Source organism: Paenibacillus doosanensis (assembly GCF_025060755.1).
Taxonomy (GTDB): Bacteria; Bacillota; Bacilli; order Paenibacillales; family NBRC-103111; genus Paenibacillus_S; species Paenibacillus_S doosanensis.
In genome coordinates this window covers 1-24,848 of the sequence record NZ_JANYUY010000051.1, presented here as the reverse complement: position 1 = coordinate 24,848, position 24,848 = coordinate 1, and the positions used below count along the sequence as shown (strand labels likewise).

Below are 24,848 nucleotides of genomic sequence, written 5' to 3'. Positions count from 1 at the left end.
GTAGAGTAAGGAAATTTTTCTAATAAGAAATCGGGCTATAAAGATTCCAAAAAAAGAAAGATTGTGGTAAACTGAATAAGAACATTTGTTCTTTAATTGATCGGAATGTCGCGTTATTTGGCCGCGTAGAAAGTATAAACCGATTCCGGACTGGCAACCCTCGATATAGTGACGGAAAGGAAGATTTCTATGGTAACTGAAAGGTATACTGAAATCGACGAGGTGATAGCCTATATTCATCATCATATCGACGAACCGCTCCCGCTTTCCCGTTTAGCCGCTTACGTGGCTTACAGCCCTTATCATTTCACGCGCGTGTTTAAGGAAAAAACCGGCCTGCCGCCGCTATATTACGTTTCGGCGCTTCGGCTGCAGAAGGCGAAGGATTTGCTGCTGAGAACGAATTGGAGCATACGGGATATCGGTCTTGAGATCGGTCAGCAAAGTCTGGGCACGTTCACTACCCGATTTACCGAACGCGTGGGCATGACGCCGTCGCAGTTCCGCAATTCCACCATTCAAGCGGACAGCCATCTGCACACGTTGCGGAGTCTTGCCCATTGGCACGACGGGCATCGGTTCATTCACCAGCACGGAAGGGTGGAGGGGGTCATCCGCTCGGAAGTTCCTTTCGACGGCGTCGTTCTGGTAGGCCTGTTCGCGAAGCCGATCCCCGAAGGTTTCCCGATACACGGAACGCTGGTTTCTTCCGCCGGGACGGGCGAATTTAGTTTTACGGGAGTGAAGCCGGGCACCTATTATTTGCTGGCTACCTCCGTCTCATGGGAGATGCGGGCGATGGACTTTTTGCTCCCGCAGGCAACGCTGCGCACCCGATCCAAGCACCCGATCGTCGTCCAGCCGTACGTTCCCGTCCCGCGTCAACAAGTCATGCTCCGTCTCCCTCGCCCGGACGATCCTCCGATATTGATTTCTTTGCCTCTGCTGATGAATAACTTTTTGAAAAGGGTCCGCCGCAGCGGCAATCGGCTAGAAGTTTGAGCGCCTATGAAATGCCGAACGACAGTGAAATGATTCGATGTGAGAGGAGGGCTTATTCGCTACATCGCTTCGCCGCCAGCTTTTCCGTATAAGGAAGAGCCGAACATTAATTCTAAACCCTTAAGGAGGTAAATAAAGTGACTGACGAAAAGACCAAGGTGTCCACCTTTTTAATGTTTTCCGGACAAGCCGAAGAGGCAATGAATGTTTACACTTCCCTGTTTGAAAATTCGGAAATCGTTTCCATTATCCGCTACGGAGCGAATGAAGCGGGAACGGAAGGAACGGTGATGCATGCTTCTTTTACGTTGAAAGGGCAGCCGTTTATGTGCATTGACAGCAACGTGGAGCATGCGTTCACGTTTACGCCGGCTATCTCGCTGTACGTCACTTGCGATACGGAAGAGGAGATCGACCGGGCCTTTGCGCGCTTATCCGAAGGCGGCGCCGTGCTGATGCCGCTGGAGGCGATGCCGTTCAGTCCCAAATACGGATGGCTTCAAGACAAGTACGGCGTATCGTGGCAGTTGAATCTTGGTCGACTTGACTTTCCTCGCTCTAAAGACGGCAATCGATAAGAAATCTCTGATCATGCCGCATGATAGAATGTACTTGATTGCGGTATGAGATGAAGAGAGGAGCAGGAATGTGGAGTCGGGTAAAGAGAAACGGTATGAAGGGACATTTGGAAGCAGGAGCAGCTTCGTTGTCGTGATGATCGTCATGATGGCCATGTTCTCTGCGATGATGCTGCTGCCGATTTTTTTGCAAAATGCGCTCGGTTACAGCCCGCTGGAGGCGGGGCTTGTCATGCTGCCCGGCGGGATCGTGATGGGAATTATGTCTCCGATTACGGGACGCTTGTTCGATAAGTTCGGCGCCAAATGGCTCGCCGTCATCGGACTGGCTCTAGTCGCCAATACGTTGTGGCAATTCGCGTTTATTACGCTGCATACTTCTTACGGGATGATCATGATTCTAAACACATTATTAATGCTTGGAATATCCATGCTGATGATGCCGGTGATGACCAATGCGTTGAATGAATTGCCGCCTGCTTTATATCCGCATGGCACGGCTGTCGTCAGCACGATACAGCAGGTGGCCGGCGCGGTCGGGACGGCACTGCTGGTTACGGTGATGACGAATCGTTCAAGACTATATATCGAACATGCGCCGGGAACTAAGGACGATGCCGCCGTTCAGATTATGGGAATGCGTGGCTCATTTCCTTTTTCCTGAAATTATCCGTTCCGCCTGAAGCGGAGCTGGATCAGCGGAGAGTATCGTCGCATTAAGCGGGAGGGCCCTGACCCTATCGATCACGGTTTTATGTATGGCTGGAGATTCAAGATAGCAATAATAAATCCGCGGCCCCCGAGCCTTCGCCCGCCGATTTGCCAATCGATGTTATGTTAGGAGAGAACAAGAAGCTATGTGCCTGAATATAAAAACATTGTATAATTTTGAGCCGCCCGCGACCGAAGACGAGATTCAGGCTGCCGCCCTTCAATTTGTCCGGAAAATATCCGGGTTTCAACAGCCGTCCAAATCCAATGAAGAGGCGTTCAACCAGGCTGTCCGGGAGGTAACCCAAGCTGCGGCGAAGCTGCTAGAGTCCCTGGTTACGAATTCGGAGCCTCGCAATCGGGAGGTTGAAATCGAAAGAGCGCGCGCAAGATCGGCCAAACGATTCGGAACCGCGAACAAGGCCAATTCGTGACGGCGCAGCCGGATGCATTTTATGAGCAGGTATAACCGCCGAATATGATAAACTGATTGTTATGCCGACGGCACGATTCGGTTTAACAGATTTGGGAAGGAGCCTGGTCTATTGCATCTTATAGCGAAGGAAGTTAGTCCATATAACGAGATAACGGTATACGAGTGCAGTCAATTGTACGGGGAGAAGGGCAAATATCGGGTGCTGCAGTTTTCCGGTGATGCGATTCAGGGAGCGATGGACCTTAAGCGCCCTGAGAGAATTGTTCTGGAATACCCTCGTGCTATCATCCATTTAATGGAATATAATAATTCGTCGTTCGAGGACGTATTTATGATCGGTCATGGAATCGGAACGATTGCCGGGCATTTTCCGGACAAGCGGTTTACCGTTGCCGAAATCGATGAGAAGGTCGTTGATATCAGCAGAAAGTATTTCGGATATCGGGCGGATCATGCCATGATCGGCGACGGACGGCAATTGTTGGCGGAAACGCCGGTTCCGGCGCTGGATTATATTATTTTGGACGCCTTTACGAAAAGCGGGACGCCGCATCATTTGACGACGCTGGAGTTTTTTGAGCTGACCAAGCGAAAGCTGAGCGACCGGGGCGCCGTTATGATTAATTTGGCGGGGAAAATCCGCAATGACAGACGGGTCAATGCGATTCATTCAACCCTTCGGAAAGTGTACACGTATACGCGGGTATTTTTTCTACGCGGAGACAATGAAAACGACGTCTGCAATTTAATTGTAACGGGCAGCAGCGCAAGCTTGGGCTTTCAGCCGGAAGAAATGGCCGGCTTTGCGGAGATCGAATTGGAAGAAGGGTATATGGTGTTGGACAGGCGGACGGCCAAGGATTCAAACGCGGGATAAGTTAAAGTGTGGTGAAAAACGAGCGGAGGGGCATTAGAAGCTGGAGAAGCGCAGCGTTCGCCTTTGAAAACGGATTCTCTCCACAGAAAAACGAAAAAATAATCCGAAGAATCCGTTTTCAACAGCGATTGGAGGATCAAATGGACGCCGCAGCGGACTTTTTCACCGGACTTTTAAAAGCCTGGTGAAAAAAGAGCGGAGGGGCCATTTGAATCTGGAAAAGCGTAAGCGTTCGCCTTTGAAAATGGATTCTCTCCACAGAAAACAAAAAAACAATCCTAAGAATCCGTTTTCAACAGCGATTGGAGGATCAAATGGACGCCGCAGCGGACTTTTTCACCACTCTTTTAAAGTGCGGTCCAAAGTTTAGTCAAGGGACCTTTCGCAATCTTGCCTTTATGTTCGCATAGGATTACTTTTTAGTCCGGTGCGGGTTATGATGGTTGTAAAGGGGGAGAGTCGTGTGGCACCGGTTGCGACGAAATATTTTAGCTACAGCAGTGAAGATGTCCAGTATTTGGCCGGCGTGGACGAGAAGCTTGGGGCAGCCATGTTCAGAATGGGGAAAGTGCGGCGGGTCGTTATTCCCGAATTATTCCCCGCTCTTGTTCATGCGATCGTCGCCCAGCTTATTTCCGCCAAATCGGCGCAGACGGTCTGGGAACGAATGCAAGATCAATGGGATGAAATCACTCCGCAAGCTCTCGCCATGCTGACGGCGGACGACATTCAACGATGCGGGATAACGATGAAGAAGGCGGTTTGCATACATACGATCGCCGAGACCGTCGCGTCCGGAGCGTTGAATTTGGACGAGCTTTATCATTTGCCGGACAATGAAGTGATACGCAAATTAACGGCTTTGCACGGGATAGGCATGTGGACAGCCGAAATGATGCTCATCCATTGCATGGAACGCCGCGACATTGTCAGTTGGGGAGATATAGCGATCCGGCGCGGGATGAAGAAGCTGTATGGCTTGGACGAGCTGACCAAAGCGCAGTTCGACCGATACCGTGCCGTTTATTCTCCGCTGGGTTCTGTAGCATCTATTTATTTGTGGGAACTTTCTTTTGAATAGGAGGGAAGCTTTGGAAGGATCGGTAAGGGAACGGTTACTGGAATTGGCGGAGGAAGATTACCGCCGCTTCTCGGCTTCGCTGCTTCCGAATGTAGAGCATATCCTCGGAGTGCGTCTGCCGGCGCTGCGTATACTGGCGAAGCAACTGGCCAAAGGGGATTGGCGTACTTATCTGGAGCAGGCGGACGATACTTATTTTGAAGAAGTGATGCTGCAAGGGATGACGATCGGTTATGTGAAAGCCGAATTTCAAGAAATTCAATCTTACATAGCGAGATTTGTACCCAAAATAAACAATTGGTCCGTATGCGACAGCTTCTGCTCCGGTCTTAAGCTCCAACAAGCCGATAAGCATGAAGTATGGGAGTGGGTACGGCCTTATGTGCTGATGCGCAGCGAGTATGAGATCCGGTTCGGGGTTGTCATGCTGCTAAATTATTTTATGGAAGAGCGCTATCTTCCCGAAGTGCTGTTATTGCTCGATCAAGTGCGGCATGACGGCTATTATGCCAAAATGGCGGTTGCATGGGCGGTCTCCATAGCTTATATCAAGCAGCCTGCGCTGACGGAGGGCTACCTGCTCAACAATTCGTTGGATGATTTTACTTACAATAAAGCGCTGCAAAAAATAACCGAGTCCCTTCGGATTGAGCGTGAGACGAAGCAGTGGATACGCAGCTTGAAGCGCAAATAGGCGAAGGCTGCGGAGGGTTAGGCGAAGCTTGGTCAACATAACGAAACGAAACAGCCTATCCATGGACACCGCCGCGGGTAGGCTGTTCGGTTATTCCGCATCGTGAAACAGTATGCCCAGACTATACCTTAGGCCGGACGTAACCGTAGCTACGCCATGGCGAAGCATCGTTCGGTAATATCCGCGCGCCCCGGGAACCGGACGATGACGGGTCGGGAAGATGAGCCCTTCGCCCTGCTCCAGTGTAATGACATGACCGCGGCTTTGCGCACGGGGCCGCTGTTCCACAAGCAGAAACTGCCCGCCGGTGTAATCTGCTCCTTGCCGGTTCAGAGCGAAAACGACCTGAAAAGGAAAATGCACCTTCCCGTACAAATCTTGATGCAGGCAGTTATGACCCCCTGTTTCATATTTGAGGATGAGCGGGGTTGCGCGAGTCTGTCCGTGGGCGCGGCAATGATCGGAAAAATCCGCCAGAGCCGAAGGATAAACGGGAGGCTGGCCTAATCGTTCCTGCCATTGATTGGCGGCCCCGGCCAAGGCAGGGTACAGCCCTTCGCGCAGCTGCTGCAGCATGACCGGGAGAGGAGCTGCGAAATAACGGTACTCCCCGATTCCAAAACGGTACCTGGCCATGGAAACGGTGCCGCGAAAATAGCTGTCGTCGTCATAGGTGCCGATGATTTCACGGCATTCGTCTTCATGCAGAAGAGCGGGAAGCTTGGCATAACCGTCCTCGTTTAACGAATGCTGCAAAACGCCCCAGTTGAGGCCGGCAATTCGTTCAGGCAGAGGGGGATGCATGCGGGAGTCCTCCTTCGGCAAGCAACTGCGATCGCTCCAGCTCAAGCAGCTTCGTTTTCATTTCCATACCGCCGCGGTAGCCTGTCAAAGCGCCGTTTTTCCCGATAACTCTGTGGCAAGGTACGGTGATCAGCACCGGATTGGCGCCGATAGCGGCTCCGACGGCGCGGACGGCGGCGGGGCGATCGATCTGCAAGGCAATGTCGTAGTACGACCGCGTCTGTCCGTACGGAATGCCGCGCAGCGCTTCCCACACGGACGTTTGAAATTCGGTTCCGCGGCAATCGACCGGCACCGTGAAGGCTTGCCGCGTTCCTTGCATAAATGCGCTCAGTTCTTCTGCATAAGGCTGCATTGCCGCGTCGTCTTTGACCAAGCTGTAATCGGGCAGGCGAATGGCGGCCCACTTCGTTATTTGTTCCAAAGGCTGATTGGGCGAGCCTACGTAGCACAGTCCTTTCGAGGTGGCTGCAATATGCAGGCACCAGTCTTGATGCGCGATAACAGTCCAATAAAGCGTCCGGTCAATCTTGTTTTCCATGTTCGGTAGCCTCCTTGCGATGATCCGAATACCGCTGGCGGTAACTCGCCGGGGTTCGGCCGGTTTTCTTTTTAAATAAGGTGATAAAATACGGCGTATTGGATATTCCTACATCCATGCCGATCTCGCCGATGGGTTTATCCGTTGCAAGCAACAGCTGCTTGGCCAGTTCCACACGTTTTTGGTGGATATATTCTACAGGGGTTACGCCTTTTACCTTTTTGAAGGTCCGGTGAAGATGATAAGGGCTGCCGTGACTGATGCCGGCAAGATGATCGAGCGACAACGCTTCCGTAAAGCTGCGGTCGATATATTCGGTTACGGCGGCTATCCACTCGTCGTCGGGAAGTCGTTCTCCGGTAGGCTTGCAACGCTTGCACGGACGAAACTTGGCAGATAACGCTTCGTCGGCGGTACGGAAAAAGCGGATGTTTTCTTTCTTGGGAGGCCGCGATTTGCAGGAAGGGCGGCAAAAGATGCCGGTTGTTTTGACCGCATAAAAAAATTGGCCGTCGTAAGAAGCGTCATTATTGACGGCCGCTTCCCATAGTTCGTCCGGTATGCTGCCGGTTTCGATTGTACTTGCGGCTATCCCGGCGGCCGGGCTTCCTTCAAGCCCTCCGGGTTTGTTCGGTTTCTCCATAGCAACGTCACCTCCATAAACAGTATAACCTCTAAGGGGATCGTTTGTACGGTTTTCGCAATGGAAGAGCAAGATCGCGAAATAAACGGTCACCGCGCGAGATGCCCTGGAATTGTAGGCGGTGAATGGGCGGATGCTTGCATGTCCGCGCAGGTGGTTATAGTATAGAGAGACGTTATTCTTTTCCATTTCATGACCGGAACGGTTCAAAAGGAGGATCATTCATGAAATATGATTTTGATCGCATGTTGAATAGAAAGCAGACGAATTCGTACAAATGGGATCAATCGGAGCGATTGTTCGGCGCGGACGATGTGCTGCCGCTGTGGGTTGCCGATATGGACTTCGAGAGCCCTCCCGCGGTTAAAGAAGCTTTAGTCCAAAGGGCGCTGCACGGCACTTACGGATATTCGATACAGCCGGAAGCGTACAACGCCGCCATCGTGAGCTGGTTCGCAAGAAGGCACGACTGGCAGCTGAAGCCCGAATGGTTAAGCGATGCGCCCGGCGTCGTTACGACGCTGAGCCTGGCTGTGGAGCTGTTCAGCTCCCTCGGCGACCGGGTCCTTCTGCAATCTCCGGTATACGCGCCTTTCTTCGACGTCATTCGCATGAACGGCAGAGAAGTGGCGGATAGTCCGCTGATCGAGCGAGACGGCCGGTACATAATGAATTACGACCAGCTTGAGCAGGAAATGCAGCGCGGAGCGAAGCTGATGCTGCTGTGCAGTCCGCATAATCCGGGCGGCCGGGTATGGGAGCGGGAAGAATTGGAAAGACTTGGCGAGCTATGCATCCGTTACGGGGTCACGGTCATTTCCGACGAAATCCATTGCGATCTTGTCATGTCGGGGCATCGGCATATTCCGTTCGCTTCCTTGTCGGAGGAGTTGGCGCAGCGGACGATGACCGCTCTTGCCGCAACCAAAACGTTCAATTTGGCCGGTCTGCATACGTCGTTCGCCGTTACCGCCAACAGCGAGATGAAGAAAGCGTTCGATCGCCGCCTTAGGACGCTGGCTCTCAACATGACGCCATATTTCAACGCCAATGCCGTCATTGCCGCTTACAACGAAGGGGAAGCTTGGCTTGATGAGCTGCTTGCGTACTTGGAGGCGAACAGAGATTACGCCATCGATTACTTGAGCGAGCATTTGCCGCAGGTGAAGACGCACCGGCCTGACGGCACGTACCTCTTGTGGGTCGACTGCCGCGGACTGACGACGGATGTGCGGCAAATCAAGGAGCTGATGTTTCGCCAAGCGAAGGTGGCCTTTAATGAAGGGTCCCAGTACGGGAGCGCAGGGGAAGGCTTCGTCAGAATCAACTACGCTTGCCCGCGTTCCTTTCTGCATGAAGCGTTGGAACGTTTCTGCCGGGCGGCGCAAACGGTAGAATCGAAGTAGGAGTACGGGAGAAGCGGGACTGTAGGGTGACTGCTTGCTGTGAAGTTTACTTTCAAAAAAACGGCAAGATTTCCGCAGGCAGCTCGAAGCCCGGCGAAAAAAGAAGGAAGGGGCCATTTGAATCTGGAAAAGCGTCAGCGGTCGTCTTCTAAAACGGATGATCAAATGGGCACCGCAGCGGGAGAGCATGAATTCGTCAATACCCGTATTTTGCAAGCGCCGCGCGAAAGCCGTATATCGGCAGGTCAAAGCGTTCGCGATTCAAGCGAATGAACAAAATCTCGACCGGCTGGAGGCGGTGCTGGCCAAGCTGGCCGAATGACCGAAAGCCGATGCGGCGCCGCAGGTTAAGTCCGTCGGCGCAGCTGCAAAGGCTCGTTCGTGATCCATGCGGATTATGTACGGGTCTTTTTGCTATTAAATTGGAAATCGAAGAAACTTTTGGGGAGGAGCGATCGTCTAAGAGTAGCGGAAAGGAGCAGATCCATGAACCCATGTAGAAGATTGGCAATAACCGTGTGCGCGCTGATAGCCGTATCGGGAATATATGAAAGTACGAGCATGGCGGTTGCGCGTGCGGAGGAGACTCCGGAGCAGCCGCTGCTGACTATCGTCCGCGATACCCCGTTTTATAGGGAGGCGGAGGAAGCGGCTCCGGCCGGAATGCTCGGAGGTGTACAGACGCTGCGGGTCAAAGAGACGGCCCATGAAAGTACGGGCAACTGGTATAAGGTGGACACCTGGTTAGGTGAACAATGGATACCGCAGTCCAGTGCGGTCATAGAAGGTGAAGTCAAATCCGTGGATGTGAAGGCGCATACGTTAAGAGTGCAAGCGATGTACCCCGCCCCTTATGCGAGCGGGGATGCTTCCGAACCGATAGCTCCGCAAGAGATACATATTACCGGCAAAATCGACAACGACTGGTACCGTATCGACACGGCCGCAGGAACGCCTAAGTGGCTGTACCGCCCGCTGCTTCTGGAAAATATTAAGGAAGATCCGGCCAATTACGATATGCTGCTCACCCGGCAGGAGCAGCTGTACGAAATTCCTTATTTGCAAACAGCGCCGATGACCCTCTCTCCCCAGATCGTTCATGTATTGGCCGAGTGGCGTACCGGGATGAGCGGTTACCGGCATAGCGAGATCGTCTGGTACCGGATTCGTACGGACCAAGGGCCCCGCTGGGTTTTACCGAGCGAGGAGAAGATCGGGATTCGGAAGGAGAGTCAGTCGCTGACGCTGCCGACAGGAGGCTACGGCTACCGGGCGCCTGAGACGGACGATTCCGTCGTATGGTTCGAACCCGGAACCGTATTGGAAGCTTCGGCGAGCTACGGAGGCTGGTTCGAGGTCAAGAACGGCACTGCGGATACGGTATGGATCAATCCGCAGCTGTCGCTGCAGCGGCGTCCGCTCGGGACGGAGCCTGCGAACGTAACGCTGCGCTTGACCGGGGATACGGCCGTTTACCGCTACCCGGGGACGGGCGGCATTGTTCATAATAAGGGCTATTATGCACCGCAGGAAGTGCAAAGTATCGCCAAATGGTCCGGCGACGATCAGTTGGACTGGTATTTATTTCGCGGGATGGACGGCGATCTATGGGTCCCGCAGCCGGTCAATCCATCCGACCGTTCGCTGGTCGGCAGCTGGACATACTACCGGCAGGGCGCGAACGGCGGGATGCATGGAGAGCCGTTTGATCTGACACTGACCAGATCTACCTACCTGTACAGCTTCGAGCCGGAGGAAGCGGTGCCCTTGCGCTTGAGCTTGCGGAACACCTCGGAGCAGGTATTATCGTGGCCGGTGCCGCTGCAGCTGCAGGTTCAGATTGTAAGGCTGAACGGCGATCCGGAGCAAGCGGTTCTCCGGCCCGAGCAGCAGGAGGTCGTCTGGAGCCGCAAGCTGCCGGCCCTCTCGGCGCCGCTCCCCAATCGAACGGACAACGAGACGATCGATATCGAATGGGATCAGAAGGACCGCAGCGGACAACCCGCCGCCCCCGGCAAGTATGCGGCGCGGATCATTCCTGCGCCGGCAGCGTATCGCTTGGGAGAACAGGACAACATGAAGGTGATGTCGCAGGAAGAGATGCGAGCGGTTAGCGGCGAACCCGTTGTGTTTACGCTTTTGCCGGATATGTGATGCGAAAAACTTACAGTCGAAATAGTTTTTTACAGAAGGGAGAAAGAAAGATGATTGTTCAACTGCTGTTACTTGTGGGCTTCGCTGTTTTGCCTGCGTATTTTTACATCCGGCATTGCTTATGGAATAAAAGTATTTAGCGTTCCAGCAGGGGCATTCATGCATCAACAACATTTTTCTACATTCCCGACAGCATCGTTAGCTCACGCTTGTCCGCCGAAGTCCGTTACAATGGGAGCATGAAGGTTTCGGGGAGGCGATGACGATCGAACAGGGGAGCAAGCATTCTCATGAGGAAGAGCATAAGCATGGGGAACGGAACCATCCCATCCCCAAGCGGGCTATCACCCGGCGCAAACTGCTGACGGCGATGGGGATGACAGGAGTCGCGCTAGCGTCCAAATATTTGCTGAGTGCGGGTCAAGCAAGCGCTTATGCCGCTGCCGATGACGCCACGGTAACTAACAGCGTGTACGGCGGCGGCAGCAACGGACCGGCGGGGACCCGGGTCGTGTGGCTCCATGCGAAGGATGGCGGGGCTAAGGGGGACGGGCAGACGGATGACGCTCCCGCGCTGCTCCGGCTGTTAGGCCGGCTGCGGGACGGGGAAAGGGCTACGTTATATTTTTCCAAGGGCAGCTACCGGATCGGCTCAGGCATTGCCTTCGCTTCGACGCTCGACTTAAGATTCGATAACGGGGCATGCCTTGTCCCCGACGCGGGCGTTCAGGTGACGATCGACGCCCGGATATGCGCCGGTCCGAACGCCATCTTCGCCGGACAAGGAAGCGTCGCCGGCTCCATGCGCGGCACGCGGCTGTATCCGCAGTGGTGGGGAGCCAAGGGCGACGGGACGGCGGACGATACCCCGGCGATCCAAGCGGCGCTGTCGCTTGCCAAACTAACGGGCGGCGTCAACGTCTACCTGATGAGCGGCGTATATAAAGTGACGGATTCGCTGCGGATATACAACCATACGCGGCTTGAGCTGGAGCATAACGCCGTCGTGAAACGTTGCCATGACAACAGCTTTCTGTTCAACGGAGATCAGGGAGCGCAGTACGAAGGCTACGGCGGGCACGGGAATATCGTGATCGAGGGCGGAACCTGGGACGGAAATGTCGAGCAGTATCCCGACTCGTTCGCGGGGCTGAATATCGCCCATGCCCGGCATGTCACGATCAGGAATACGACGATCAAGGACATATCGTGGGGACATGCGATTGAGATCAATTCGAGCAGCGAGGTGCTGATCGAGCACTGCCGGCTGGTCGGCTTTCTCAATGCCCCTGACGGCTCCCGCAATTATGCGGAAGCGGTCCAAATCGATATTCCGACCGGGTCGGCTTTTCCTTGGTACGGCAAGTACGACGGGACTCCCAGCGACAATGTGACGGTCCGCGGCTGTTATTTCGGAGCCAGCGGCACTCCGGGAACGACGGCTTGGGGCGGCGGGGTCGGGAATCATTCGGCGATTCACGATGTGTGGACGCGCAATATTAAAATCGTCGATAATACGTTCGACCGGCTCGGCTATTGGGCTGTCCGGCTGTTTAAATTCAACGATTGCCTCGTCAGGGGCAATGCGATGTACGGCTGCGGCGGCGGCGTGGTCGTCAATGCGCCCGGAGCGAATACGGAATCCACGAAGGACCGGGACGGAGTGCAGCACGGCACGCCGCAGACCGGCTCGCGGGCGCTGATCGCGGACAATATCATTGTCGGCACGACCCAGTACGAGGGCATCTCCTGCACGGGCTCCGGGGATGTCAAGGCGGAGCATACGATCATTGCGCGCAACCTGATTACGGATGCGGCGCCGGCCAAGACATCGATTTTGATTACCCGCAGCCGCAGCGTCCAGGTAGTCGGCAATCAGGTGGAGCGAACCCGCAGAGGAATTTATGCCGAGAATACATTCGATTTGATGGCTATCGACAACCAGATCGAGGAAACCGACTACGAGGGAATTTGGCTGGCTAAAGGCGGCAATTACGCGATCCGCGGCAATATGCTGAAGCGGCTCGGCAAGCACGGCATTTACGTCACCGAGACGGACGGCTTCGAGATTGCGGGCAACAGGATCGATTCGGCCGGCGTCGCCGGAGCCGGACTGTATGCGGGGATCAAGCTGGAGAATGCCGCCGTTCGCGGCTCCGTTCACGACAATGCCGTACGGATGCCGTCCCAAGGGGCGCAAAACCGCTACGGCTTGGAGATTGCCTCCAATTGCGGCGAGGTGGAAACCTTCAACAACGTGCTGGCCGGCGCCGAGCAGGCCTATATGAACGGCTCGCCCGGCTCCGGCGACCGGTTCCGCTTATATGCGCCGGACGGCTCGTGCTATCAGCTTAGCGTCGACAATAGCGGTGCGCTGCAAGCGGTGAAACTAATATAGCACCTTCCGGATTTGGAATTCATTGCTGTCATCGGCTCGCCCGGAGAATCCGGAAGACGGCGGATACGCGGGCATTTCTTCTGGGAATTCCAAATGTCTGCCAAGCTCCGGCTCTTATCCTGTCATAGCTTCGACCCTTCGACCGTCTCACTGCCGCTTCGGCGGATGAGGCGGTTTTTGCATAGGAAGCCCGATCAGCCCACCCCCGGCCGATTTGCCGGGCAGGAACAGGATTATAAGGGAAGGCTCGCGAATTCAAAGGGAAGATCAGAGAAGAGAGGTTGGACACGTATGCGCCTGTCCTATGCATGGTTTCGTTTTCGAAGAAGCTCCGCCAAGCCCCGCTCCTTAAAAACAAGCTTGCTCGCCGGTCTCATGATGAGCTCGATCCTGCCCATACTGCTGATCGGAGCCTTATCCTATTACGTCATTTATTTGATCCTCGACAATAAGACGGCCAACGGCGTTCAGAGCACGCTCCACCAAGTAAGAATGAATATGGAGAAAACTTACGATAACCTGAATTACGTCTCCCAGCAGCTAGCGACGCGGGATGTGCAGCTGTTGTTTCAATCCGATGACCCCGCCGAAAGGTACGTGCTCAGTCAGCGCATATTCGACTATTTGCAGCAGGTTAGCTTTACGAACCCCGATACAGGGCTGTTTTACATTTACGATGCCCAGACGAACGATATTTTTTATATGAACCAGCCGGTGGAAGCCGGGATCGGGACGGGAGGGCTCGAACCGCTGACGCAGTCCAAAGGGGTCGTGTACCACCCGCCGCATGAATCGTTCTCCAATACGAAAGGAACGGTGTTCTCGGTTTCCCGGCCCCTCAACATTCCCAAGCGCTCCCCGCAAAATATTTATGTGGAAACGAATTCCAAATTATACGATCAGGTGCTGAACGAGCGCCAATACGGCGTTCAGGTGCTGCAGGTGATTACGGACGCTCAAGGAACTGTCGTGTTCAGCCAGGATGAAGAGCGCTTTCCGCCAGGACGGCGGATGGCCGGGAATGTCAGCCGGACGGACGGCTACGAAGTGATCGGGGACGATTACTTTTTCCGGGAATACAGCGAGGGCCAGGAGTGGTACCTGTACGCGGTCGTCCAGAAACAGGTGCTGCGCAAAGAAATCCGCAACTGGAGCGTCGCCTGGCTTGCGATCGCCGCGGTATCGCTCTTGTTCAGCCTGGCGGCAGGAGCTTCGATATGGAGAAAGTTTTATTATTCCTTGCATCGGCTGAACCGCGAGATCAGACAGTTCGGGGATAACGGCGTTCAGGACGAAAAAGGCTCCCGGCGGCCCATCGCCAAGACGCAGGTCGTGGAGCTGGACGTATTGATGGAGCAGTTCCAGGAGATGCGTTCCAAAATATGGATGCTGCTAAGCGAGCTGAAGCGGAACGAGGAAGACAAACGGCATTTGGAAGTGGAGAAGGTCGTCGCCCAGATCAATCCGCATTTTTTGTACAATACGCTTAATACGGTGCAATGGATCGCCAAGGCAAACCGTCAGGAGGAAATCGTGCAGTTTCTTTCGATTTTTATCCGGCTCCTGCGCTACAACTTGGGCAAGGACGGAGGCCTGGTGCCGCTTCAGCTGGAAATCAGTGCCTTGCAGGATTACATTACGTTGCAGCAAATGCGCTATCAATGCGAATTCGCCTTGAACGTTCATGCCGTTCCGGAGGCGCTGCAGGTGAAGGTGCCGCGTTTTTTGCTTCAGCCGCTCATTGAGAACGCGCTGTATTACGGTTTGACGGAGGAGCGAAGCACGATCGAGCTGCGAATTACGACGGAAACGGGCGGCGGTCTGCTGGTTCAGGTGATGGATCAAGGAGCGGGGATCGGGGAGCGGGACATCGAGAAGCTGCTCAAGAACGACATACCGGAGCGGGATAAAGTCGGCATGGGCATCGGGCTGAATTATGTCAATACGATGCTGAAGGCTTATTTCGGCGACGAAGCGAAGCTGCAGACGGCCAGCTCCGAAGAGGGCGGGACGACGATGTATTTTCGGCTGCCGTGGAAGAGGGAGGAACATAGCGATGATTAGAGCGCTTGTTGTCGATGACGAATATTTTGTGCGCAAAGGGTTTATTTCCACGATGGACTGGGCCGCGTTCGAGGTGACGGTCGTCGGGGAAGCGAGCAACGGCAGGAAGGCGCTGGAATGGATGGAGCGGGAGCCGGTAGATTTGCTGATCACCGATTTGGCTATGCCGGTTATGAACGGCTTCGATCTGATGCAGGAGGTGCGCGGGCGTTATCCGCATGTGCATATGGCCGTGCTGACCTGTCACGAGGATTTCAAATATATTCAAGAAGCGCTGCGTCTGGGAGCGATTGATTACATCGTGAAGACCGAGCTGGAAAATGACCAGATGCAGGAAGCGCTGCGGCGCATTACGATGCGCATCCGCGATTTGAGCGAGGCGCCGAGAGGCGGACTGAATCCGCTGCCAACCGTCAGGACGGAGTGGTCGGAGCGGGACGAGGAGCGGCTGCAGGCGCAGATCGACGAGTGGCTGCCGCTCTATTGGGTGCTCAAGGATGCGCAGTTCGATGCTTTATGCGACCGGATGGAGGAGATGAATCCGCCGCTCTCCAAGCTGCATAACGTCATGCACTATTTGCTGGTGGAATGGAATCGGATGCTTCATTCGCAGTTTTTGCATGAATGGCTGACCAAAGCGGAGGCCGTCGACAGCTGGCCGGCATGGCGGGCGTTCATTTCCGAATTTCGCGGTCACGTCCGGCACCTGTTTCACGTATCTTCTTACCCGGAGGACGTCGTGCTGCGCATTCTGGAGGCGGCCGAATCGGCGAAGCTGCGCGATTTCTACCTGACGCAAAATGAAATGGCTTACAAATTGAAGCTGAGCCGCGGGTATTTCAGCAAATGCTTCAAGGATTTGCTCGGAATTTCGTACCAGGATTATATGAAGGAGCTGCGCTTGGCGCGGGCGATGAACCTGCTGCTGCAGTCGTCCAAGCCGATCGCGGATATCGCCGAAGAGTGCGGATACTTGGACCACAGGTATTTCAGCAGACAGTTCCGCGAGAAGACCGGCATGCTCCCTTCGGAATACCGCAGCCGCCATGTGTGAGGAATGTGCCGCCGGACGGGGAAAACGGTTCGCGAAAAAATATCTTTTTTCTACTGTGCCGGCAGCAGCCGTGTCTCTCGCTCCCGGGCGGCCGTCCTATACAATAAAGCAGAAGCGAAAACTACTAATCACAGGGGGTTGCACAAGTGAGCAAATTTCCATTCCAGCGCATGACACGCATGACGAAAACGCTGGTTCCCATCGTTACGCTATTAGCGCTTACCGTATCGGGCTGCAGCGGCGGGGAGGCCGATGTCTCTCAGCCGCAGACGGGCGACGCGGGGGAGAAGCCAGATCCGTATGGCAAGTACAGCGAACCGGTGACGGTTAATCTCGGCTATTACACGCCGGCGGAGAACAAGTGGCCCGAGGGCAGCAAAGATACGCTGACGGATAACCGCTATACCCAAATGATCGAGGAGAAGTTTAACATCAAAATCAATCACGCGTTCGAAGCGCCGCAATCCGGCTACGATCAGAAGGTGAGCTTGCTCGTCTCCAGCAACGATATTCCGGATTTTCTGTTCGTATCCGAAAGCGATTTTAACCTGCTCGTGGAATCGGATATGGTGGAGGATTTGACGAAGGCGTATGAAGACTATGCGTCGCCGCTGCTGAAAAATGTAATCTCCGGCTTCGGCCCCGACTTCGTCAAGAAAGTCACTTATAAAGACAAGCTGTACGGCATCCCGTCCACCGTGCCCGCGCATGATAACGATAACATCGTCTGGATTCGTACGGATTGGCTGAAGAAGGTGGGCATCGAGCTGCCCAAGGTCATTACGACGGATGATTTGGAAAAGGTGGCGCGCGCGTTTATCGAGCAGGACCCCGACGGCAACGGCAAGAAAGACACATACGGTCTGCAGGGGACGTCAACCTTCGTCACAGGTACGACCAACTACAATTCGTTCGACGGAATTTTCACCGCCTTCAAGTCGTTTCCTAAAATATGGGTGAAAGATGCGAACGGAAAAATTGTATACGGTTCCACTTTGCCGGAGACGAAGCAGGCGCTCGGCAAGCTCCGGGATTGGTATGCGGCGGGACTTATCGACAAAGAGTTCGGGACGATTAAGCCGGATCAGGTGGCCAAAGATATAAGCGCCGGCAAGGCGGGCATTTCTACCGGGTACACATGGGCTCCGGCCAAGTCGCTCGCGGATTCGGTCAAAAACGATCCGAAGGCCGAATGGGATTCGTTCATCCTGGCTGCCCCGGACGGCAAATGGTATAACCGCCAGCCGAACCCGATGGGCCGGATTATGGTCGTCAAGAAAGGGGCTCAGCACCCGGAGGCGATTATTAAATTGATCAACTGGTTTACGGATATGGATAATATGGCGCCCGGCTACCCCAAAGTGTACAGCGAAAGTCCCGGCACCAACTGGCAGGTCCGGCCGATCCAGCGAACCTTCCGCGTGAAATCGACCGTGTACGACCGCTTTCAGCGATTGCAGGACGCAGCGAGCGGCAAGCTGAAGAGAGAAGAGCTGCCCGAATCGGATATGAAGCTGTTCGATCAATATCAGAAGGGAATGGGTGCCCTGAAGGCGTCTCCTTCGGATTGGGCGTATATTTTGTACCAGTTCAACGGCGGAAAAAGCGTGCTTAATCCGATTAATACCGAGGTATACAGCGAATTTTACGGAATTACGAAGTCTATGGAAATGAAATGGACGAATTTGTCCAAACTGGAGGACGAATCGTTCCTGCGAATTATTGTCGGGGATAAGCCGCTTGATTATTTCGATACGTTCGTATCGGAGTGGAAGAAGCAGGGCGGCGGCGACGTCACCAAAGAAGTTCAAGCGGAGGTCGACCGGATGAAATAAGCGGCAGGGCCGTACGTCCTCCCGCTTCTTCAGTCGCCTCGAAGAAAGGAACGAGAGTATGGAAAGCAAAAAGATCCAGCTGCACTACCATCTCATGCTGTTGCCCGGGATGCTGCTGCTTGCCGTCTTTCATTATTACCCGATGCTGGGGGCGGTCATCGCCTTCAAGAAATTTCTCCCCGCCAAGGGGATTTGGGGATCGCCCTGGGTCGGGCTCGACAATATCCAGTATATGTTTCAGATTTCGGACAGCAAGATCATTTTCTATAACACCGTGTTTATTTCCGTGTTGAAAATAGCGGCTCATCTGATCGTTCCGCTCGCCTTCGCTTTGCTGCTGAACGAGCTGAAGCTGCGCGGCCTCAAGCGATGGATTCAGACGATCGTCTATTTGCCGCATTTTATGTCCTGGGTCATCTTGTCGGTCATCCTGACGCAGCTTTTGTCGCTGCGCGGCATCGTGAACCAAGCGATTGCGCTGCTTGGCTACGAGCCGATCCTGTTTCTCGGCAGCAACGACTGGTTCCCTTATGTGCTGGTCGGCAGCGACGTATGGAGGGATTTCGGCTTTTCCGCCATCGTGTATCTCGCGGCGCTGACCGCGATTAATCCTTCGCTGTACGAGGCGGCGGAGATTGACGGAGCGAACCGTTGGCATAAGCTGCTGCATGTCACTTTGCCCGGCATCGCCGCAACGATTATTTTGCTCGCTACATTGTCGCTGGAGAAGGTGCTGAGCGCAGGCTTCGACCAAATATTGAATCTGTACAATCCGCTCGTTTATGCTTCGGGCGATGTGATCGATACTTACGTGTACCGCGTCGGCCTGCTGCATTCCCAGTACGGGATCGCCAGCGCGGTCGGCCTGCTGAAGTCGGTGATCAGCTTCTTTCTGATCGTGTTTTCCTATACGCTGGCTTCACGCTTTGCCAATTACCGTATTTTCTGAAAGGTCGTGTATAGAGGTGACAACATACGGTAAAGGGATCGGCGCTGTCGCGGTCAATGCCGTCATTCTGATTGTTTTGCTGTCGATTGCCTTTCTGTCCTTATTTCCGATTCTCAACTCCGTATCCGTCTCTTTAAGCGATAAAGCGGCGGTTTCCGCGGGACGCGTCACGGTATTCCCCGTCCAGTTCAGCTTGGCTAACTACAAGACGCTGATGAGCGACAAGCAATTTTTTGTCTCGTTCGGCGTTTCGCTGAAGCGGGTACTGCTCGGCGGCTCGATTCAATTCGTGCTGACTTTATTGATGGCGTTCCCTTTATCCCGTACGCCGCAGCGATTTAAAGGGCGAAATATTTACATGTGGGCGCTCGTGATCGCGATGCTGTTCAGCGGCGGCTTAATCCCCTGGTATCTTACGGTCCGCGCCGTCGGCTTGATCGATACGATCTGGGCGCTCGTGCTGCCGGGCGCGGTGCCGGTGTTCAATGTCATCTTGCTGATGAACTTTTACCGCAATTTGCCCAAGGAGCTGGACGAAGCGGCGATGATCGACGGGGCGGGACCTTGGAATACGCTGGTCCGGTTGTACGTTCCGCTCGGCCTTCCGGCGATTGCGACGGTCACGCTGCTCAGCGTCGTCGGGCATTGGAACGCTTTTTTCGACGGGCTGGTGTTGATTCACAATCCCCATAATATGCCTCTGCAAACGTATATTAACACCTTTCTGCTGCAGCCGGCCCAACTGGACAATATCGATCCGGAGATGCTGAAGACGATCATGCAAACCTCCGATCAGGGTCTGAATTCGGCGAAGGTGATGGTCAGCATGATTCCGATTCTGCTCATTTACCCGTTCCTGCAGCGGTATTTCATTCACGGGATCGTGCTCGGCTCGGTCAAAGAATAAAGCGTTTGCCGCCTTAAATTCAATGGAGAGAAGGGTTTCGCAATATGACGAGTTTAAAGATCCGGTTCGGCGTAATGGCCGACGTTCATCAAGATTTTATGTACCGCGCCGAAGAGCGGCTGAACCGGTTTATCGAACGGATGACGGAGGAGAAGGTCGATTTTATTATTCAACTGGGCGACTTCTGTTTCCCCGTTCCGGAAAATAAACCGTTCGTCGCCACGTGGGAACGGTTTCCGGGAGCGAAATATCATGTGCTCGGAAATCACGATATGGACCGCTGCGACAAGCGGGCGATCATGGAGTTTCTCGGGATGGAACGGAATTATTATTCCTTCGACAGCGGCGGTTATCATTTCGTCGTGCTGGACGCCAACTACTTGCTGCTGGACGGCCGGTATGTCGGCTATGAGCACGGCAATTACCATCAGCATCCCGAGGCGATCAGCAATCTGACCCCGGAGCAGCTCGACTGGCTGAGAGAGGACCTAGCCGCCACGAATAAACCGACGGTGCTGTTCAGCCATCATAATCTGGAGTCGCCGTTCAACGATTTCAATTACGGCATCAAGAACAGCGACGAGCTGCGCTCGATTTTGCGGGAGGCTAACGCCAAGGCGGGCTTCCGCAAAGTGATTGCCTGCTTGAACGGCCACAACCATCTGGACGGCGTCAAGGTGATCGACGACATCTATTTCGTGCATATCAACAGCATGTCTTACTTCTATATGGGAAAATCGTACGCAGCGACCCGCTATTCGCAGGAGGTGTGCGAAGCTTATCCTCTGCTCGCCAGCACCGCGCCGTATGAAGAGGCGTTATACGCCATCGTTACGCTGGAGCCGGGGAAGCTGACGATCGAGGGGAGAGGAGCGGGCTTCGTGGGGCCGGACCCGGTTGCCTGCGGTCACCGCAATCATGCGGGGGGCCATGTCGTGACGGCCCGCATATCGGATCGGACGCTTCTTTATTGACGTGGGCTGACCGCCGGCATACAGCGCCGCACCGCGTGCAGGGAGAATATGCGCGGTGCGAACGCGCTTCGCTAAACGGTCAGTGGATGTGGACATTTGACCGAGGGTGTGGTCGAACTTGCACGATTACAGCAAATGAGCGACATCGGCAAGCCGAGCGAAGTGGAATATCCCGTCTTGATAGACCACATTCGTTATGGAGCATTCCGGGATCAATTGGCTTTGTTCATTAACAAAGTCCGGATGCCGTTCATTCAATTGTTCCTCCATAAATACGTTGACGAGGAAATCGGTAATCAGCCCGCCGTGCGTTACGATGATCAAGCTTTCCTGAGGGTGTTCGGCGGCGAGCTCTTGCAGGCAGGAAGCCATACGTTCACCGGCTTTCCTCGCCGAGTCGCCGACCGGCGGGATAAAATCTCTATCCCTCGTGCAGCGTTCCCACATCTCCACGAACTGTTCGAAGGTTTGCCCGGGCAGGTCCCCCCAATTAGCCCGTTCCCGAAGCCGAATATTTTCCGTCACAGGCGCCCCGACCGCTTCCGCTATCAGCTGCGCGGTTTGCTTGGCCCTCAGCAGCGGGCTGCTGACGATTTTACGGATCGGCTTGGCGCGCAAATAACTGCCCGTCTTCCGTGCTTGCCGCACCCCTTCGGGAGCGAGGGCGACGTCATGAATTCCTTTTTCCTTTATGCCGTGTCTAACCAGGTAGAACTGTGTGCTCATGACAGCGGGTTCCTTTCCATGCTTTATTTTCCATAAACTGTATGAATAGGTTACCAAGCATTCGCTCCGCTGTAAACGTTTTTTTCTATTGACATCCCATGGAAAAATATGTATCCTATCCCAAAGCGAATGGAGGGAGAACATGATCGATCGGAACCGTCTTGCCGAATTTGTCAGCCCTTTTTACGAGCATAAAGACATTATGCATGATATCAGCCATATTGAACGGATGATGCAGTCGGCCAGGAAGCTGCTGGTTTTCTATCCGGAGATGGCGGCCGATAGCGAGTGGATCGAGTACGGATGCTATTTTCACGGTTTTATTTATTTGCGCGAAGACTTGATCCGAGAATATTTGCATAGCGAGGGTTTGCCGCAGGAAGCCGTCGACCGTATCGTCAAAATAGCCTGGGAATCGCAGAAGGATGAAATCCCCGAGACGCTGGAGGGCAAGCTGCTTCACGACGCTCATATGATTGAGGGCGGCCGCACGTATCTGATCGTGAAATCGTTGTGCACGGGAACGGCGAGAGGGCAGAGCCTCGAAGAAACGCTCGATTATTTCGAGCGCCACGTGCTCGGTCAAGGGATGTGTTATTTGCCGGAGGCGCAGGAAGTGTATGCCGGTATGCAGCAATTCGCCCAAGATTTTATCGTTCAGCTGCGGGAAGGTTTGCGGCCGGCGTAATCGGGTACGGTCGATTAAGCGGATTTGCGCGTCAAATGAATGAAAAAGAGCTGTGTAGTACAATAACAAGAGGGTCTATGTTCAGTATATGAGCATATATCCTCTATTTTTCGGTTGCATAGTTGACTAAAACAAAACACTATCTTGTATCCCCTTCAAAACCACTATATTATTTAAATGAATGATTTGGTAAAAATTACATTTCATCTAGGTTAGGTTTAAGGGGGAATGAATAATGTTAGAAAAAGCAGATGTTACCAGCATCATCAACACTCTTTATGAAAAAGGCATTATTAATAATAATGTTATTGCAACCAATAATAAGACCGGATCTACTGATGGTATTGTTTATTTTCTTTCAGAGCGCGACGAAGCAAATTACGTTCTGAAAATTGACCGTCCGCATCAAATTGCGTTGACCGAACAATTTCTTGAAACTTATCAACATCTTAAACTTTTTCCCGAAATTATCTTTACTGATCCTGCTAAAGCGTATATCGTGTATACATACATTACATGCACAACTCATTATAATCGAGGATTAAAAATAAATTGGCTGACAATCTTAGTAAAAGAACTTTTCAATAATTACGAAAAATATGTGCAAACGGACAAATGGGGAAGACTAGGATCTCCGGTTCAGTCTTGGCGAGAGTGGAACTACCGGAGTTTGGTGGATACGAGAAACGATTGGGGAAGCCTTTTATCCATTGAGGATTACAATAGAGTAGAATCAATATTTGAAAATATATCGAAACATGAAGATCAAATAGTAAGATATTTGCTGCATGGAGATACTGGTGTACATAATTTTGTGTTTTATGAACGCTCATTGGTTGGTGTAATTGACCCATCACCGATGATTGGTCCTATGCTATACGATTTCACTTATGCTTTTTGCTCTTCTCCAGACGATTTGAACCTAGAAACATTAATGGTAGCATTTGACTTGCTGCATCATGAACCTATTGAAAGATCAAGGTTAATTGAGGAAGTAGTCTTTCAGCTATATTGTCGAATTGGGATCTGTATAAGACACCATCCACATGATTTGGAGGATTACTTAAAAGCGTGGGAATATTGGAAGTCAGTGTAACGGAATCGTTACTAATGGAAAGGCAGTCGGTCTAAGATGATCGACTGCCTTTATTTAATCTGAGTTTTTTAAATTTAGGTCTTGATAAGCCGCAAGTGGCTTTTTTTATTGTCACAAGTAAAAAAAATGAAATATAGGAATAAAACGGACAATTAAAATAAAGATTTTGGCTGCTAAATTATGGTAGAATCTACTATCTGAACGATCGATGAAAAGGAGAGGACTATGGGAAAAGTAGCGAGCCGAATTAAAGCCGATTTCGCTGTACTGAAGTGGGCCTTTAGGAAGGCCTGGGAGATTGACCGCCGCAACCTTTTGTATTGGTCGGCGATTTGCACGACCGGGGCGGCGCTTCCCGTGCTATTTTTGGTCGTAACCAAACGGATTATCGATACGATTGCCGCGGGGGCGGCACAATCGGGGGATTTTGGGCGGATTGGCCTGTGGATTTGCGTGCTCGTCGCCTTTCTCTTTCTGAACGCGTTGTACGCCATGCTGCCGAGCATTTTCGATTTTACGCTGTTTACCCGTTATGCGGTCGGCATGCAGAAGCAGCTTGGCGACATGATGCGGAAGGTTCCGCTGCGTATGTTTGACGATGCCGAGCTGGCGCTGCAAATCGATATGACGACGCCTACGATCAAGAGGCTCTCCTATTTTTTAAGCCACGCTTTGAAGCTGCTGGGGGAAACTGTCGCCCTTGCGAGCCTGCTCGTTCTTGCCGCAACGACATCTTGGATTTTGTTTCTCTTGGCCGTTATCCTTATTGCCGCATCGCTTGCGATGGGCTTCAAAAATGCGGTCGAAGGCCACAAGCGCTGGATTGACGAAGGCAATAACGAAAGATTGGCCGAATATTATTACTCGCAGGTGTTTAACAGCGAAATCGCCATGGAATACCGAATGCTGGAGTTGGATACCTTCATACGCAAAAGATGGTTCGACATCATCAAGCCGATGCAGGAAAGAACGCTGGCATATATGGCCAAAGCCAACCTGCGCAGCCAAACGGCCTCTTTTTTGGGAACCGCTTTCAAATTCGCGCTGATTATTTCCGGGCTATATGTAACGGCTTCAGGGAAGATCACGGTGGGCACGCTAATTAGGGCTTGCTGAACGGGTCGCAATTTACGGCATCACGGGTAAGCGGAATGAGAGGGTCGACCAGAGCCATTGCAAAAAAGGCAAAAAGAGAACCCGGAGTCTCTTTTCGAGGTTCATGACTAGCAG

23 protein-coding genes and 1 pseudogene are annotated in these 24,848 nt (G+C 53.1%); 20 read left to right on the top strand and 4 right to left on the bottom strand.

Annotation, left to right across the window (positions count from 1 at the left end; all coding sequences use genetic code 11):
• Positions 1-189 precede the first annotated feature (189 nt).
• The 7 genes and pseudogenes from N0M98_RS27115 to N0M98_RS27085 all read left to right on the top strand — a co-directional run bounded on the left by N0M98_RS27115 (position 190) and on the right by N0M98_RS27085 (position 5,379).
• Entirely contained in the window at positions 190-1,002 is an 813-nt protein-coding gene (locus N0M98_RS27115) for a helix-turn-helix domain-containing protein (RefSeq protein WP_249863603.1), read from the top strand.
• Positions 1,003-1,139: 137 nt separating this feature from the next.
• Positions 1,140-1,580 carry a VOC family protein gene (locus N0M98_RS27110; protein WP_249863602.1) on the top strand — a complete coding sequence of 147 codons (441 nt, stop codon included), beginning with the start codon at positions 1,140-1,142 and terminating at the stop codon, positions 1,578-1,580.
• A gap of 145 nt (positions 1,581-1,725) precedes the next feature.
• Positions 1,726-2,131: pseudogene (locus N0M98_RS27105) on the top strand (MFS transporter); the annotation flags it as partial.
• Positions 2,132-2,437: 306 nt separating this feature from the next.
• Complete coding sequence (locus tag N0M98_RS27100; protein ID WP_259619705.1) at positions 2,438-2,725, top strand: DUF2277 domain-containing protein; 288 nt, start codon at positions 2,438-2,440, stop codon at positions 2,723-2,725.
• 111 nt (positions 2,726-2,836) lie between these two features.
• Positions 2,837-3,604 carry a spermidine synthase gene (locus N0M98_RS27095; RefSeq protein WP_249863599.1) on the top strand — a complete coding sequence of 256 codons (768 nt, stop codon included), beginning with the start codon at positions 2,837-2,839 and terminating at the stop codon, positions 3,602-3,604.
• A 463-nt stretch (positions 3,605-4,067) separates the two neighbouring features.
• Entirely contained in the window at positions 4,068-4,685 is a 618-nt protein-coding gene (locus tag N0M98_RS27090; protein WP_259619704.1) for a DNA-3-methyladenine glycosylase family protein, read from the top strand.
• Positions 4,686-4,695: 10 nt separating this feature from the next.
• Complete coding sequence (locus tag N0M98_RS27085) at positions 4,696-5,379, top strand: DNA alkylation repair protein (RefSeq protein ID WP_249863597.1); 684 nt, start codon at positions 4,696-4,698, stop codon at positions 5,377-5,379.
• A 90-nt stretch (positions 5,380-5,469) separates the two neighbouring features.
• Here N0M98_RS27085 and N0M98_RS27080 read toward each other — a convergent pair whose 3' ends face one another.
• From N0M98_RS27080 to N0M98_RS27070, 3 genes are read right to left on the bottom strand one after another with little or no spacing between them, the layout of a single operon-like run.
• Positions 5,470-6,183: a 2OG-Fe(II) oxygenase gene (locus tag N0M98_RS27080; RefSeq protein WP_259619703.1), complete on the bottom strand. Its 714-nt coding sequence runs from the start codon at positions 6,181-6,183 to the stop codon at positions 5,470-5,472.
• Positions 6,164-6,724: a methylated-DNA--[protein]-cysteine S-methyltransferase gene (locus N0M98_RS27075; protein WP_259619702.1), complete on the bottom strand. Its 561-nt coding sequence runs from the start codon at positions 6,722-6,724 to the stop codon at positions 6,164-6,166. The genes N0M98_RS27080 and N0M98_RS27075 overlap by 20 nt, the downstream gene beginning before the upstream one ends.
• Positions 6,708-7,367, bottom strand: coding sequence for a bifunctional transcriptional activator/DNA repair enzyme AdaA (locus N0M98_RS27070; protein ID WP_259619701.1), 660 nt, complete (start codon positions 7,365-7,367; stop codon positions 6,708-6,710). The genes N0M98_RS27075 and N0M98_RS27070 overlap by 17 nt, the downstream gene beginning before the upstream one ends.
• Before the next feature lie 224 nt (positions 7,368-7,591).
• On the opposite strand from N0M98_RS27070, the gene N0M98_RS27065 reads away from it, so the two are divergent.
• The 10 genes from N0M98_RS27065 (at position 7,592) to N0M98_RS27020 (ending at position 21,108) form a co-directional block, all read left to right on the top strand.
• A complete protein-coding gene (locus N0M98_RS27065) occupies positions 7,592-8,773 on the top strand; it encodes a MalY/PatB family protein (RefSeq protein WP_259619700.1) in 1,182 nt (393 codons plus the stop codon).
• Positions 8,774-8,960: 187 nt separating this feature from the next.
• Positions 8,961-9,095 (top strand): SRPBCC family protein, encoded by a 135-nt coding sequence (locus N0M98_RS27060; protein ID WP_259619699.1) that lies wholly within the window; start codon positions 8,961-8,963, stop codon positions 9,093-9,095.
• A gap of 164 nt (positions 9,096-9,259) precedes the next feature.
• Positions 9,260-10,927 (top strand): hypothetical protein, encoded by a 1,668-nt coding sequence (locus N0M98_RS27055; RefSeq protein WP_259619698.1) that lies wholly within the window; start codon positions 9,260-9,262, stop codon positions 10,925-10,927.
• Between the two features lie 259 nt (positions 10,928-11,186).
• On the top strand, positions 11,187-13,325 hold the full coding sequence (locus tag N0M98_RS27050; protein WP_259619697.1) for a right-handed parallel beta-helix repeat-containing protein: 2,139 nt from the start codon (positions 11,187-11,189) through the stop codon (positions 13,323-13,325).
• Positions 13,326-13,616: 291 nt separating this feature from the next.
• A complete protein-coding gene (locus tag N0M98_RS27045) occupies positions 13,617-15,389 on the top strand; it encodes a sensor histidine kinase (protein WP_259619696.1) in 1,773 nt (590 codons plus the stop codon).
• On the top strand, positions 15,382-16,443 hold the full coding sequence (locus N0M98_RS27040; RefSeq protein WP_259619695.1) for a helix-turn-helix domain-containing protein: 1,062 nt from the start codon (positions 15,382-15,384) through the stop codon (positions 16,441-16,443). The genes N0M98_RS27045 and N0M98_RS27040 overlap by 8 nt, the downstream gene beginning before the upstream one ends.
• A 146-nt stretch (positions 16,444-16,589) precedes the next feature.
• Positions 16,590-18,278 (top strand): extracellular solute-binding protein, encoded by a 1,689-nt coding sequence (locus N0M98_RS27035; RefSeq protein WP_259619694.1) that lies wholly within the window; start codon positions 16,590-16,592, stop codon positions 18,276-18,278.
• Positions 18,279-18,336: 58 nt separating this feature from the next.
• Positions 18,337-19,227, top strand: a complete 891-nt coding sequence (locus N0M98_RS27030; RefSeq protein ID WP_259619693.1) for an ABC transporter permease — start codon at positions 18,337-18,339, stop codon at positions 19,225-19,227.
• Between the two features lie 16 nt (positions 19,228-19,243).
• On the top strand, positions 19,244-20,134 hold the full coding sequence (locus N0M98_RS27025) for a carbohydrate ABC transporter permease (protein ID WP_259619692.1): 891 nt from the start codon (positions 19,244-19,246) through the stop codon (positions 20,132-20,134).
• A gap of 44 nt (positions 20,135-20,178) precedes the next feature.
• Entirely contained in the window at positions 20,179-21,108 is a 930-nt protein-coding gene (locus N0M98_RS27020; RefSeq protein ID WP_259619691.1) for a metallophosphoesterase family protein, read from the top strand.
• A gap of 126 nt (positions 21,109-21,234) precedes the next feature.
• On the opposite strand, the gene N0M98_RS27015 is transcribed toward N0M98_RS27020, so the two are convergent.
• Positions 21,235-21,834 (bottom strand): histidine phosphatase family protein, encoded by a 600-nt coding sequence (locus N0M98_RS27015; RefSeq protein ID WP_259619690.1) that lies wholly within the window; start codon positions 21,832-21,834, stop codon positions 21,235-21,237.
• A 142-nt stretch (positions 21,835-21,976) separates the two neighbouring features.
• Between N0M98_RS27015 and N0M98_RS27010 the strand changes: the two genes are divergently transcribed.
• The 3 genes from N0M98_RS27010 (at position 21,977) to N0M98_RS27000 (ending at position 24,734) form a co-directional block, all read left to right on the top strand.
• Positions 21,977-22,522: an HD domain-containing protein gene (locus N0M98_RS27010; protein ID WP_259619689.1), complete on the top strand. Its 546-nt coding sequence runs from the start codon at positions 21,977-21,979 to the stop codon at positions 22,520-22,522.
• A 235-nt stretch (positions 22,523-22,757) separates the two neighbouring features.
• Positions 22,758-23,618 carry a hypothetical protein gene (locus tag N0M98_RS27005; RefSeq protein WP_259619688.1) on the top strand — a complete coding sequence of 287 codons (861 nt, stop codon included), beginning with the start codon at positions 22,758-22,760 and terminating at the stop codon, positions 23,616-23,618.
• Between the two features lie 225 nt (positions 23,619-23,843).
• Complete coding sequence (locus N0M98_RS27000) at positions 23,844-24,734, top strand: ABC transporter ATP-binding protein (protein ID WP_259619687.1); 891 nt, start codon at positions 23,844-23,846, stop codon at positions 24,732-24,734.
• Positions 24,735-24,848: the final 114 nt, after the last annotated feature.